Raw genomic sequence first — 13,899 nt, 5'->3', positions numbered from 1 at the left:
TCGGTGTCGCCGTCGTTGTCGGTGATCGTGACGGTGGCGGTGATGAGCCCTGCCAGGTCCAGCGTGTCGTTGTCGTCGGTGGGATCGAGATGCTCGAGCGCGACGTTCTGCGTCACCTTGAGCGAGCCGTCGGCGAGGATCTCGACCGTGAAGGCCGTGTCCGCACCATTGTTGTAGGTGCCGGAGATGACCGTGTCGCTGGTCTGCTCGAGCGTGATCGCCAGATCGCCGTCCGAGGTCATGAGCGAGGTCGTGCCGTCACCGCTCAGCGAGAGCGTGTAGGCCGGAGCACCTGCCGCATCGTCCGCGCCGTAGAGCAGCGTTGCCGAGATGATCGCACCGGTGCTGGTCGCGCTGATCGGACCGTTGACGAAAGCTTCGCCCGCCGTGGTCTCGTCGACCGAGACCGAGCTGGCAACCGCGACGTTCGAGACTGCCGGTACGTCGTCGACGATGGTGACGTCGACCGAACCCGTTTCCGGATCGCCGTCGCTGTCGGTGACCTGGAAGCTGACGCCCGAAATGACAGCAGTGTTTTCGCTGTTGTCGATGTCTGCGTGGTCGATCGCCTGCGAAAGGACCGCCGAGTAGGTGTAGGTGATGTCACCCGTGTTCGGTCCGGCGACATAGCCGTCGAGCGCGATCGTGATCACGGTGGTTGCGCCGCCATCGACGGTGCCGACGATCTCACCACCAACGAGCGAGAAATCGACGGGTTGGCCATCGGACGAGATCGAACCGTCGAGCGAGTCCACATTGATGAACTGGAAAGCCGCAGCCGGATCGGCCGGGACGTCGGCGTAGTAGCTGACGACGATCGTACCGGTGGCGGTGGCCGAGCCGGTCGAGTTTACTTCGAGAGGATCCGTCTGGCCGCTGTCGGCAACTGCGCCTGCGAGACCGTCTTCATCGACCGTGACGTTGTTCGAAACGATCGTCGGTTCGGAGTCGGGCGCAAGGTTGAGCGTGACGACTGCCGTAGCGGTGTCGCCGTCCGCGTCGGTGATCTGGTAGGTGAAGGTGTCGGTGCCGACCTGGCCCGGGATGGGCGTGTAGTTGAAGGTGCCGTCGCCGTTGTAGGTGACCGCGCCCTTGGTCGGTTCTACCACGACCTCGATGCCAGTCGTGAGGTCGATGCCGTCGGTGCCTGCGTTGTCGTTTGCGAAGACATCGATGTTGAGGAGCGGCTGGTCTTCCATGACGGTGAAAACGCCATCATCGGTTGCGTACGGACCATCATCTTCGATCTGGAACATGCCATTGCCGAGATCGATGCTGGCCGACGCGGTGTCGCCGTCGAAGTCGGTAGCCGTGGCGGTCAGCGTCAGCGCGCCGTTGGCGACAACCAGCGAGGCGGTGTCGTCGTCGCTCGTCGTATCGCCGTGCATGACGTTGTTCGACTGCGTGAAAGTGACGACGCCAGTATCGGCATCGACCGAGATGCGGACGTATTCGGCGCCGCCAGCGGTGCCGACAATTTCGCCGCCGACGAGGTTCAGGACGATCGCGTCGCCGTCGAGCGTGAAGAGGCCCGAAGCGACATCGGTGCCGCCGAGGCCGAGCGCATAGCTGACGTCGCCCGGAACGTCGGCGCCGAAGGCCGTTGCGTTGGGCGTGGCGTCGCTGGGTGCGAAGGCGGTCGAGAAATCGACGTCGACGGTGGCGCGACCTGCCGGATCGAAATCGCCGCCTTCATCGAGACCAGCCGGAGATTCGTCGAGAACCGCGACGGGTACAACGCCGGTTGCGACGATGCCCGGAGTGTCGTCATTGAACTGGACGTTGCCGCCAAGGTCGATCGAGCTCGACGCGCTTTCGCTGTCGCCATCGGCATCTATGATCGTGACGCCGTAAGTCGCCTCGACAAGGCCGTTGGCGAGAACCGCAAGGTCGCTGCCTTCGGCGTGGTCGATCGGAGCCGACTGGGTCAGCGTGAGCGTGCCGGTCGCCTTGTCCACGCTGATCGTGAAGACGGTGCCTCCACCGGTCGAGCCGGTGACGGTTGCGGTCGAGGCGGTTTCGCTGAGCGTGAGAGTGATCGCTTCGCCGCCGCTGAACAGGCCGGAATCCGCGCCGCCTTCGACGAGAAGCGAGAGACCGAACACTTCGGTCAGCGAACCGGCGCCATCGGTGCCGAAGCTGGTGGCAGCGGTTGTGCCGAAGATTCCCGACAGTTCGAAGCTGTCGGTGTTGGGCGAGCCGTCGTCGTCGGTAGCGGCGATGAATTCGCCTTCGCCGATCGCCTGGGCGCCGACCTTAGGGCCGTCATCCTCGATCTGGAACGTGCCGTTGCCGAGGTCGATGCTGGCCGACGAGGTGTCGCCATCGGAGTCGGTGGCCGTCGCAGTCAGCGTGAGGCCGCCTTCGGCAACCAGCAGTGCCGCGGTGTCGTCATCGCTGGTCGTGTCGCCATGCATGACGTTGGCCGACTGCGTGAAGGTAACGACGCCGGTATCGGCATCGACCGAGATGCGGACGTATTCATCGCCGTTCGCCGTGCCGACGATATCACCGTCGACCAGGTTGAGGACGATCGAGGTGCGGTCGAGCGCGAAGAGGCCCGAAGCAACGTCCGAGCCCGAGAGGTTCAGCGCATAGCTGACACTGCCCGGGACGTCGGCGCCGAAGCCGTCGGCGCTGGTGTCGGTGTTGCTCAGGCTGAAGTTGCCTGAGTAGTCGACCGTGATGCTGGCAAGGCCTGCGGGATTGAAGTCGCCTCCTTCGTCGGTACCTTCTGCGGATTCATCGAGAGTGGCGGCTGCGATGGCTGCATCGACGGTCGTGATGACCGGGCTGTCGTCGTCGATCACGATCGCGATCGCGCCCGTGGCCGCGTCGCCTTCCGCGTCGGTGACAGTGACGGTGACCTGGAAGGTCGCGTCATCTTCGGTGCCGGCAACCGCATGGGTGACCGGCTGCAGCAGCGTGAAGGTATAAGCACCGGTCGATACGTCAGTGATCGCGAGCGTGAAGACCGTTTCGCCGGTGACCGAATCCTGACCGGTCAGGGTGTGTGAGGCCGCGTCCCACGTAGTCGAGACCGCGTTTCCTGCCGCCGAAACGAGGCCCGTATCGGTCGACGGGGCGAGGGCGATGTCGCCCATGCCATCAATGCCGAATGCGATACCGGCGAGAGTGCCGCTCTGCACGGTGGCTTCGCCGGCGAGGTCGCCCGTACCGCCCGCGATACCGCCAAGGCCTTCCTCGTCGACTGCGATCGAAGCAGCGAGATCCGCGATCGACGGGCCTTCGTCGGTCAGTGTGACAGTAAAGGTCGACGGGTTGCTGACGTCGCCGTCGCCATCGAGAATGGTGTAGGTGAAGGTCTCGACAGCCGTTTCGCCCGGAGCGACATTGGCGCCCGAGGTATAGACGAGGTTGCCGTCGACGATCTGGATCGTGCCGCCAAGGTTGCCCGTGCCGATGGTTATCGCGGGCGAGCCAGCGCCGTCGGCGCCGTATTCGTCGTTGGTGAGCAGGCCAGCGACCGAACCGACGACAACGCCAGCGGCATTGTCGTCAAGCGTTGCAAGGTTACCGTCGTCGTTGGTGAACGGGTTGTCGTCGACAATGTCGATACGGGCGGTGCCGGTATCGGAATCGCCATCGGGATCGATGACCGTGATGTCGAATTCGACGAAGGTGTTATCGCCCGACGTGTTGTCGTTGAGCGTGTACGTATAGGTGATCGAGCCGTTGATGATGTCGATGGCATTGATGACCAACGTACCGTTGCCGATCGTATAACCCGATACGAACGGTTCCAAGATTACGAGTTCGCCGTCGACGATCTCGAAGACATCCATGCCGTCGATCAGCAGACGGTCGGTGCCGTCGGGCGAAACGTAGAGGATAGTGCCGGTCGTGGCTTCGTCGTTGGTTTCGTCCATCGTGCCGGGCGATTCCGGACGATCGTCGGTATTCCCCTGCAGGCCGTCTTCGTCGACGACCGTGCCGTCGCCCGTTTCCGGGATGAAGGTGATCTCGGGAACTTCGTTCACGAGGCCCGGAATGATTTCTTCGTCCTGCGGTTCAGGGAAGAACAGTTCGGTATAGGGCAGGAGATCGCCAAGCGCGTAGGCCGGATCGATCGGGTTCACCGGATCGGCAAAATCGCCGCCCGAGCTCTGGCTCTGGCCGGCGGCGGGCTGCGGTTCTTCGGAGATGAGCAGGGCGGCAAGGTTCATCGGCGGAACGGTCACGCCGTCGATCACGATCTCGGGCACGTAGATCGCGCCGTTGATGACGACCATCTCGGTGCCGTCTGGCAGCTCGATGACGAGGTTGGAGCCTTCGACCTTGATATCGTCGAGCGAGACGCCAGCCGGAAGGACGAGGACGTTTTCGCGGGCCGGATCGGCAATCACGCGCTTCACCGCACTGCTGCCGTTAAAGACCGGAGTAGTCTCTGCCAGGCCGTTGGTTTCGTCAGCACCGTTCGAGCCGTTCGACTGATAGTCCATTTCCATCGCCTCGTCACAACTGCGACGCGCCACACGCGCGAACACAGATAAATAGGGTCAGGTCGCCCGATTGCCGGACGGCCAATGCCTGTGGTTTCGTGAAGAGCCGAACAGGTGCCCCACTTGCTTACCTGTTCGCGAGGGACTTCGTGAGTAGCGATGCCCCCCGGCTGAGCTACTTCTTGAAAACGTTAAACAAGCCTTCTGCGTAAATCTTACTTAGGCCACTAGGATGCAATTGTTAAAGCAGATCCTTCAAGCGACCTGCCAACCATGCCCCATAATGGGATAGACGGACTGACAACGTCTGTGACCGCGGTCACAGGGTCCTGAATCCAAACGATTTTGGAAAAAAGGTGTTTCTCTGCGCAAAAGAGCGGGAACGAAAGTCATAAATAACATTCACGGTTAATGAATCTTAAGACTTTCTGCGACTCGGAGAATCGCCTCGCGCAAAGCATGACCGCCGCAATCCTTTGCAGGACGCGGCGGTCAATTTTCCGTGGGGTTTGAGAGCGTTATCAGGCGTCTTCGGCGACCTTGCTTTCGGCGCCTTGCAGCATCTCGATAAGTGCCTTGCTGAATGCGGGAATGTCGTCGGGGTTGCGGCTCGTGATGAGATTGCCGTCTACCACACATTCCTCATCAACGACGGTTGCGCCCGCATTGCGCAGGTCGGTTCGGACCGAAGGCCAGCTCGTCGTCTTGCGATCCCTGACGATGTCGGCTTCGACCAGAAGCCACGGTGCGTGACAGATGGCGGCAATCGGTTTTCCGGCAGCGTCGAACGAGCGGACGAGCGAGATGACGGTGTCGTTCATGCGCAGAATGTCGGGATTCATCTGGCCGCCGGGCAGAAGAAGCGCGTCGTAATCGTCGGCGCTTACATCCTCGACCGACATGTCCACCGAGACTGTGTCGCCCCAGTCCTTCTGGTCCCAGCCACGGATCGAACCTTCCTCTGGGCTCGCGATCGTGACATTGATGCCTGCGTCCATCAGGTTCTGGCGGGGCTTCATGAGTTCCGACTGTTCAAAGCCGTTGGTTGCAACAATGAGGACCTTGCTGGTCATGTGATTCTCCGGGTGTTTTTGTTGATACGTTCACTCTTTGAATGCACAGAAAGGCGCGGCGTTCCGCCGCTTGCGACGACCCGTAGCAGGGCTTCGGTCAGTCGGTTTTTGCATGCTCCGAAGCCAATTTCGGGACAGGGCGGAAGCGCTGGACGAGCCGCCAGATGCCAAGCCCGACCAGTCCGAGAGGGATGCCGATCGTGAGCAGGATGATCGCTGCTGCCAGCATGGATCCGAGGATGCCGGACACGCTGGAGATCGCCTCGCGCACGGGGCTGGCGAAGCTGCCGGTTTCCGGCATGCCGGATTCGTAAGTTATGTTGACCCGGCTGTAGTCGACCCGCCCGCGCATTTCGGCAAGCCATGACTGGGCCTGGTCGATTTCCTCGTTCACACGGGCGACCGCGCGTTCGGCCTCGACCAGTTCGGCCACAGTGCCGCGTCTGGTTTGCAGTACTTCCAACAAGCGATCGCGCAGGATTGTACGTGCCTTGATCCGAGCCTCGGTGTCGACGATCTGCTTGGATAGATCTTCCCCGCTGATCGTGCTGGAAATCTGGGTGCCGCCTTCCTTGCCGGCCAGTTGGCCGAGCTTTGCTCCGAAAGCGCGGGCCTGCGGGGCTGCGACGGCAAGGGTAAGCGAACCAGACGAATATTCGCCCTCCATGCCTGACTGACGCATGTCGAGAATGCGGCAGGTCTGCGGGCCCTGCGCATCGCACAGATCGGCGTGGGCGCGCTGTATCGGGGCGATCTTGTCGGCGGGGAGGCGGAACCCGAAGCTGTAGCCATAGGCGATCCTGGGAAGGGCGACCGCGATCTCGCCGCCTGCTGCGGTTTCTGCATTGGCAGCGGCCTCGGCTGCGGCTTCGTCCGCGACGTCCATTGCGGTGATGCTTTCGGTCGCTTCATAGACGGCGTTCTGACCGTTATCGCACGAGGCGAGGATCAGGGCGAGGAAGGGAAGTGCAAACGCTGCATGCCGCATTGAGGCCTCCTTTATGCCATAATTTTGCCTTATTCTGACGAGATTCCGTTTCAGGGGCAAGGCGCAAAGTCGTGGAGGAACGGTGGATCATTGCGAACCCGCCGTTCCCGCCGCCTTGCAGCGCTGCTAGGTCGGCAGGTCTGATGGCTGACGATCTGACCGAAATGACCGAACCCGATCCCTTCGACAGGCTGATTGACGCACCGTTCGACGCGGCACTGTCCGAGCGGTATCTTGTCTATGCCCTGTCAACGATTACAGCACGTTCCTTGCCAGACCTCAGGGACGGTCTGAAGCCCGTTCACCGCCGTTTGCTGTGGGCCATGCGGATGCTGAAGCTCGATCCGCAGTCGGGTTTCAAGAAATCGGCCCGCGTGGTGGGCGACGTTATCGGTAAGTATCACCCCCATGGCGATGCCAGCGTTTACGACGCGATGGTCCGTCTGGCGCAGGATTTTGCGCTGCGTTACCCGCTTGTCGAAGGGCAGGGCAATTTCGGCAATATCGACGGCGATAACGCGGCGGCCTACCGCTATACCGAAGCGCGCCTGACCCGTACCGCCATCCTGCTGATGCAAGGTCTGGACGAAGGCACCGTCGATTTCGTCCCGACCTACAACGGTGAGGAGGAAGAACCCGAGATCTTCCCCGGCCTGTTCCCGAACCTGCTCGCCAATGGCGCTAGCGGTATCGCGGTGGGCATGGCGACGTCGATCCCCAGCCACAACGCGGCCGAGATCATCGATGCGACCCTGAAGCTGGTCGACAATCCCAAGACCGAGCACTCGGAGTTGATGGAAGTATTCCGCGGCCCCGACTTCGCAACCGGCGGTCTGGTCGTCGACAGTCCCGAAATCATCAGCCACGCCTATGAAACCGGACGCGGGTCTTTCCGTATGCGCGGCCGTTTCCATGCGGCGGAGGCGGAGAAGCCGGAAGATCGTGATGCCGGGATAGAACGGCTTGGCGGCGGCCAGTGGCAGCTCGTCATTTCCGAGATTCCGTATCAAGTCCAGAAGGGCAAGCTGATCGAGCAGATCGCCACCCTCATCGGTGATCGCAAGCTGCCGATCCTCGAGGACGTGCGCGACGAAAGTGACGAACAGATCCGCATCGTGCTGGTGCCCAAAAGCCGCAATGTCGATCCCGACCTGCTTAAGGAAAGCCTTTACAAGCTGACCGACCTCGAAAGCCGCTTCTCGCTCAACATGAACGTCCTCGACGTTCAGGCAGGCGGGGGCCGGACGCCGGTCGTAATGGGGCTTGGCGAAGTCCTGCGGCACTGGATCGTGTCGCAGATCGACATTCTCGTGCGGCGTTCGCGCTATCGGCTCGACCAGATCGCCAAGCGGCTCGAACTGGTCGAAGGGTACATCATCGCCTTCCTCAACCTCGACCGGGTGATCGAGATCATCCGAAACGAGGACGAGCCCAAGCCGATCATGATGGCCGAGTTCGGTCTGACCGACCGGCAGACCGAGGCGATCCTCAACATGCGCCTGCGCAGCTTGCGCAAGCTCGAGGAAATGCAGCTCAAGAAGGAACGCGACGAGCTTCTGGCAGAGCGTGACGAGCTGGAAAAGCTCATCGAAAGCCCGGGCCGTCAGCGCACTCGGCTGAAGCGCGATCTTAATGCCTTGCGTAAGGAATATGCCGAAGACACCCTGCTGGGCAAAAGGCGCACGACGATTGCCGAGGCCGAGCCGACGGTCGAATTCTCCATGGATGCGATGATCGAGAAGGAGCCGGTGACGGTGATCTTGTCGCAGCGTGGATGGATTCGCGGGATGAAGGGCCACGTGGACCTTGGCCCCGACGGAATCGGCGGCGAGTTCAAGTTCAAGGAAGGCGACGGTCCGGCCTATGCACTTCACGCGCAGACGACCGACAAGCTGTTGATCGCAAGCGGCGACGGGCGCTTCTACACGCTGGGCTGCGACAAGTTACCGGGTGGGCGCGGGTTCGGTGAGCCGCTCCGCACGTCGCTGGACATCGATCCCAATGCGCCGATCGTGGGCTTGATACTCTATCGCCCCAAGGGCCAGATCCTGCTGGCCAACAGCGCCGGCCGTGGATTCGCGGCAGGCATGGACGAACTGCTTGCCGAAACGCGCAAGGGCAGGGCGGTCGTAAATCTGAAGCCGGGCGTGACCCTGAAAGTCGTGCGAGAAATTCCGGCCAATCACGATCATGTCGCCGTGGTCGGCGAGAACCGCAAGCTGGTGATGTTCAGCCTTGAGGAATTGCCCGTCATGACGCGCGGGCAGGGCGTACAGCTACAACGCTACCGTGACGGGGGGCTGTCGGACGCGACGACGCTGAAGCTGGAAGAGGGCCTGTCGTGGAAGATGGGCGGCGACAGTGGGCGCACGCGCACCGAGAGCGACATGTGGCAATGGCGCGTCGCCCGCGGTGCCGCAGGCCGTCTGCCGCCACAGGGTTTCCCCCGCGACAACACCTTCGACTAGTTCTCGGGCGTCAAGCTGTCCTTGAAGGATTCCAGGCCCGGCTCTCGCCCGAGGAATTCGCGGACCATCTCGATCGCGGGCTTCGATCCGCCGGGCTCCAAGATTAGCTTGCGATAACGCTCGCCCGTGGCGCGGTCGTTGAGGCCGTTCTTCTGGAACTCGCTGAACAGGTCGAGGCCCAGCACTTCGGACCAGTTGTAGGTGTATACGACAGCAGAATAGCCGGTCAGGTGCCCGAAGGAATCCTGGTACTGCGAGAAATCGGCAACGCCATAGGGATGAAACTGCGACTGCAGCTTCCGCGTCGTTGCGCCAAGATCCTCAGGCGCAGGCCCGCGATGCAGGCCAAGCGAGATGTTGGCCGCGCTCAGCAATGTCAGCTTGCCGACCGCACGGTTGAAATAGTTCGACCGGCGCATCTTCTCGAACAGTTCGCGCGGCATGACATTGCCGTCCGCGTCTTGCGCGAACATGGCCAGCGTGTCGTAATCCTCCAGCCATTCGGGTAGCATCATCGAGGGCGCCTCGACGAAGTCGTGTTCGGTCGCGATGCCGGACTGTGCCGCCCACTGCTGCTTTCCCGCAAAGATGTGGTGCATCAGGTGTCCGAATTCATGGACCATGGTGTAAACCGGCGAAGGGTCCATCAGGCCCTTGGGCAGGTTCATGACCAGCACTGCCGAAGGCAGCGAGCGGCCTTCCGATAGCCCGTTTCGCAATTGCATGATCGCACCGTGGCTGAACTTGCCCGGACGGGGATGGGCGTCGATGTAGAAGCGCCCGATCAGCACGTCTTTGTCATAGACCTCGTAGGCGTCGACGTCCTCGTGCCAGACTTCGGTTTTCCAGGGGCGAATGTCGATCCCGTACATCCGTTCGGTCAGCGCGATCGTTCCATCGCGGACGTTGTTGTAGATGAAGTATTGCCGCGCCTCCTGCGCGTCGAAGCCGAAGTCGCGCTGCTGCACGATGCGGCTGGCCAGCGCGTAGTTCCACGGGTCTAGCGTTTCCGCCCCGGGGTGGGTCTCGCGCCAGACTTCAAGCGCGCGGGCCACGTCGTTCTGTGCGATCGGGTTCGCGGCGGTATAGACGTCCTGCATGAAGCTTTCGACCTTCTCGGTCGTGTCAAGCATTTTGTCCTCAAGCACGAGCGCCGCATAGTCGGGCCTGCCGAGCAAAAGGGCCAGTTCGTGCCGCTTGTCGAGAAGTTCGGCGAGAACGGCATCGTTTTCGGGGTAGGCGCGGGTGAGGGTGGCCTCTGACAGCCTGCGGCGCACGTCGAGGTTGGTTGCAAAACCCATGACGGGGCCGATGTCGGTATAGTCGGTGCTGATCTCGACCAGACCGTCTTCGCCCACGGGGTGCGAGGCGATGAAGTCTTCGGGAACGCCCGTCAGGTCTTCGGGCGCAACGCGAATGACGTTGCGGGCATCGGCGATATTGCGGTCGAACTGCGTTTCGAGCTCGCCGATGCGGGCCTTCAACGCCCGGACCTGTTCACGTTCGGTTTCGGGAAGGGCCAGTCCGCTCCGGTCGTATTCGGCAAGCACGCGCGAAAGATAGTATTTCGTTGCCGCGTCGGCTCCGCTCGGATCGATGGCATTCAGCCGTTGGTAGATCGGCGCGGAAAGCGAAAGCCTTGCCGTGACTTTCTTCAGGTCGGTCTCGCAAGCCGACCCTGCATCGCGCATTTCTGCGCTGTCGGCAAAATACTGGTAGGTCGAAGTGCCGTAACCGGCGGAGAGGAGGTACTGGATCTCGTCATAGCGTCGCAGCGTCGTGCCAATGGTGGCAGGTTCTGTCTCGCCTGCGATCTCTGCCTCGATCGTCGCGATTTGGCCAATGAGCCGGTTGCACTCGTCCGTCACAGCCTGCGGGTTCTCGGGGGTGGGATTGAACTCGCCTGCGAACTTCCAGGCCGGTTCCCTTGCCGAAGCCGCCGAAGCGAGCGCCACGATGCTCGCGCCCAAAAGCGCGCCACGAACCCACGATGTCATCCCGATCCCCCACTATGCCGAGCCCGATGGGCCACAAGCGGCAAGCCTATGGCGGGCAGGGACGCGGCGCAATAAAAAGGGGCGCCCACAACGGACGCCCCTTTCGAAATCGACTTGCGATATATCAGAGCTGGCCGAGCATGTGCTCCGCGCTCGACACTTCGAACTGGCCTGCTTCCTCGACATTCAGCTCGACGACCTTGCCGTCATCGACGATGGCCGACCAGCGCGAGCCGCGCTGACCGAGGCCGAAACCCGAACCATCCATGGTGAGGCCGAGCGCCTGCGCCATGTCGCCGTTGCCATCGGCCAGCATCGTCACGCTTTCCGAACCGTCACGCTCGTTCCATGCCTGCATGACGAAGGGATCGTTGACCGCGGTGCAGGCGATCTCGTCGATGCCCTTTGCCTTCAGGTCTTCGGCCTTCTCGACGAAGCCCGGCAGGTGCTTGGCCGAACAGGTCGGGGTGAACGCACCCGGGACCGAGAAGAGTGCGACCTTCTTTCCCGCGAAATATTCGCCCGACTGGACCTTTTCCGGACCTTCGCTCGTCGCCTTGACCAGCGTCACGTCGGGAAGCGTGTCTCCCACCTTGATCGTCATTCGTAATCCTTTCGATGCGTGTTGTGCGCGTGCCGACACATAGGTGCCGCAAACGTCGCCACAAGATGCGACCCGACGGAGTTTGGTTAATTTCCTTTTACTGCCCGCCTTTAACTTTCGGTAAAACCTTTGGCCGATGATGGCTTCCGTAGACGACCAGCCAACTCGAACTGGGAATTCACGGGGAGCATCGGACATGGGGAAACTGGGTAAGACTGTCGGCACCATTGCATCGGCCGCCATCCTTGCAACGGCGATGCCGGCACAGGCGGGCGGTTATGCCGACGCCGAAAAGCTGCGCAAACTGGATATCATGCTGATGGTGACGGCCCTGCGCTGCCGCCACGGAACGGACAACTTTCAACGCGACTATGAAAAGTTCGCCGTGAAGCACAATGTCGCGCTTCAGGGTGCGGCGAAGTCGCTCCAGACATCCTACACGAGCAAGTATGGCGCCAAGGGTGCCAAGCGTCAGCTCGACAAGATCAGCGTCAGCATGGCCAACGTCTACGGTCAGGGTCACCCCTGGCTCGAATGTGCGGAACTAAAGCAGGTAGCCAGCGGTCTTGCCGCACACCGCGACAGCAGCCAACTCCTGGTGGCTGCCGACGAGCTGCTTGCCCACAACCGGCCCGCAAAGTTTGCCATGGCGCGTTAAGCGTCCGGGGTGAGGGAAACGGATCGGATCGTCCACGCACGGGACGGTGGTCGCCAAGGGTAACGCGGCGACTGCAAACAGGGCTGCGAGACGGATATAAAGTTTTCTTTATATTTGCCCTCGGGGCGGAGAGCGGGTAGAGGCCACGGCAACGCCGGGCTTCTGCCCGCTTTTCGTTTTTCTGGCCCCGCAAAGGGCCGCAGCAAAGTTCAGGAGTTGCCCCGTGGTCACTGCCGCCGTCGAGAACGACTACGTCATCGCCGACATCTCGCTTGCCGATTACGGTCGCAAGGAAATCGCCATTGCCGAAACCGAAATGCCGGGCCTGATGGCCCTGCGCGAGGAATATGGCGAGGCCAAGCCGCTGGCCGGCGCGCGCATCACCGGCTCGCTCCACATGACGATCCAGACCGCCGTCCTGATCGAGACGCTCGTCGCGCTCGGTGCTGAAGTACGCTGGGCGACCTGCAACATCTTCTCGACCCAGGACCATGCCGCCGCCGCGATCGCGGACAAGGGCATTCCCGTCTTCGCGATCAAGGGCGAAAGCCTTGCCGATTACTGGGACTATGTCGGCCGCATCTTTGATTGGGGCGCCAGCAACGGCAGCGGCGAAACCGCTAACATGATCCTCGACGATGGCGGCGATGCCACCATGTTCGCGCTCTGGGGTGCTCGCCTCGATGCGGGTGAAACCATGCCCGATCCCGAAAACGCCGAAGAGATCGAGATGCAGCGTGCTCTCAAGGCGTTCGTGGCCAAGCATCCCGGCTACCTGATGAAGTCGGTCGCCAACATCCGCGGCGTTTCGGAAGAGACGACGACGGGCGTTCACCGTCTCTATCACATCGCCAAGGGCGGCAAGCTGCCGTTCCCCGCGATCAACGTGAATGATTCGGTCACCAAGTCCAAGTTCGACAACCTTTATGGCTGCAAGGAATCGCTGGTCGACGCGATCCGCCGCGCAACCGACGTGATGCTGGCCGGCAAGGTCGCCTGCGTTGCCGGTTTCGGCGACGTCGGCAAGGGCAGCGCCGACTCGCTCCGCAACGGCGGTGCGCGCGTCATGGTCACCGAGATCGACCCGATTTGCGCGCTTCAGGCTGCTATGGAAGGCTATGAAGTCGTCACGATGGAAGAAGCGGTCGAACGCTGCGACATCTTCGTGACCGCCACCGGCAACGAGGGCGTGATCACCGGCGAACACATGAAGGCGATGAAGAACATGGCCATCGTGTGCAACATCGGCCACTTCGACAGCGAGATCCAGATCTCTGCGCTCGACAACTACGACTGGAACGAGGTCAAGCCGGGCACTGATCTCGTCACGCTGCCCGACGGCAAGCAGATCATCATTCTTGCCAAGGGCCGCCTCGTGAACCTGGGCTGCGCTACGGGCCACCCCAGCTTCGTGATGTCGTCGAGCTTCACCAACCAGGTGCTGGCCCAGATCGAGCTTTATACCAAGGCCGACGAGTATAAGAACGACGTCTACGTCCTTCCCAAGCACCTCGACGAAAAGGTCGCGGCGCTTCACCTTGAAAAGCTGGGCGTGAAGCTGACGAAGCTTTCGCAGCGCCAGGCCGATTACATCGGCGTGCCGGTCGAAGGCCCGTTCAAGCCGGAACACTACCGCTACTGATCGAAT

At 61.8% G+C, this 13,899-nt stretch carries 8 protein-coding genes; 3 read left to right on the top strand and 5 right to left on the bottom strand.

What is annotated here, in order from left to right:
- From A9D15_RS05385 to A9D15_RS05375, 3 genes are all read right to left on the bottom strand, one after another.
- A partial coding sequence (locus A9D15_RS05385) for a DUF5801 repeats-in-toxin domain-containing protein (RefSeq protein ID WP_172807471.1) occupies positions 1-4,508 on the bottom strand: 4,508 nt, incomplete at its 3' end.
- A gap of 476 nt (positions 4,509-4,984) precedes the next feature.
- Complete coding sequence (locus A9D15_RS05380; protein ID WP_066762719.1) at positions 4,985-5,536, bottom strand: type 1 glutamine amidotransferase domain-containing protein; 552 nt, start codon at positions 5,534-5,536, stop codon at positions 4,985-4,987.
- A 97-nt stretch (positions 5,537-5,633) separates the two neighbouring features.
- On the bottom strand, positions 5,634-6,524 hold the full coding sequence (locus A9D15_RS05375; protein WP_066762718.1) for a DUF4349 domain-containing protein: 891 nt from the start codon (positions 6,522-6,524) through the stop codon (positions 5,634-5,636).
- Positions 6,525-6,667: 143 nt separating this feature from the next.
- Here A9D15_RS05375 and parC point away from each other — a divergent pair, with 143 nt between their 5' ends.
- Positions 6,668-8,992, top strand: coding sequence for a DNA topoisomerase IV subunit A (parC, locus tag A9D15_RS05370; RefSeq protein ID WP_066762716.1), 2,325 nt, complete (start codon positions 6,668-6,670; stop codon positions 8,990-8,992).
- Here parC and A9D15_RS05365 read toward each other — a convergent pair.
- Together A9D15_RS05365 and A9D15_RS05360 are read right to left on the bottom strand one after the other, a co-directional pair.
- Positions 8,989-10,989, bottom strand: coding sequence for a M3 family metallopeptidase (locus A9D15_RS05365; RefSeq protein ID WP_066762714.1), 2,001 nt, complete (start codon positions 10,987-10,989; stop codon positions 8,989-8,991). The two genes, parC and A9D15_RS05365, sit on opposite strands and share 4 nt — an antisense overlap.
- Positions 10,990-11,113: 124 nt before the next feature.
- Entirely contained in the window at positions 11,114-11,593 is a 480-nt protein-coding gene (locus A9D15_RS05360; protein ID WP_066762711.1) for a peroxiredoxin, read from the bottom strand.
- Positions 11,594-11,789: 196 nt separating this feature from the next.
- Between A9D15_RS05360 and A9D15_RS05355 the strand changes: the two genes are divergently transcribed.
- Both A9D15_RS05355 and ahcY read left to right on the top strand, forming a co-directional pair.
- Positions 11,790-12,251 carry a hypothetical protein gene (locus A9D15_RS05355; protein WP_082924276.1) on the top strand — a complete coding sequence of 154 codons (462 nt, stop codon included), beginning with the start codon at positions 11,790-11,792 and terminating at the stop codon, positions 12,249-12,251.
- A gap of 223 nt (positions 12,252-12,474) precedes the next feature.
- Entirely contained in the window at positions 12,475-13,893 is a 1,419-nt protein-coding gene (gene ahcY, locus A9D15_RS05350; protein ID WP_082924275.1) for an adenosylhomocysteinase, read from the top strand.
- The last annotated feature ends 6 nt before the right edge of the window (positions 13,894-13,899 follow it).

This window comes from Croceicoccus pelagius (assembly GCF_001661915.1).
Lineage (GTDB): Bacteria > Pseudomonadota > Alphaproteobacteria > Sphingomonadales > Sphingomonadaceae > Croceicoccus > Croceicoccus pelagius.
Note: the sequence above shows the minus strand (reverse complement) of the source record. Positions and strands in the feature narration are given on the sequence as shown.

Bases quoted from the DNA above. Each gene is read 5' to 3' on its own strand.
- A9D15_RS05380 (WP_066762719.1), bottom strand. From the start codon at position 5,536: ATGACCAGCAAGGTCCTCATTGTTGCAACCAACGGCTTTGAACAGTCG.
- A9D15_RS05375 (WP_066762718.1), bottom strand. From the start codon at position 6,524: ATGCGGCATGCAGCGTTTGCACTTCCCTTCCTCGCCCTGATCCTCGCC.
- parC (WP_066762716.1), top strand. From the start codon at position 6,668: ATGGCTGACGATCTGACCGAAATGACCGAACCCGATCCCTTCGACAGG.
- A9D15_RS05365 (WP_066762714.1), bottom strand. From the start codon at position 10,989: ATGACATCGTGGGTTCGTGGCGCGCTTTTGGGCGCGAGCATCGTGGCG.
- A9D15_RS05360 (WP_066762711.1), bottom strand. From the start codon at position 11,593: ATGACGATCAAGGTGGGAGACACGCTTCCCGACGTGACGCTGGTCAAG.
- A9D15_RS05355 (WP_082924276.1), top strand. From the start codon at position 11,790: ATGGGGAAACTGGGTAAGACTGTCGGCACCATTGCATCGGCCGCCATC.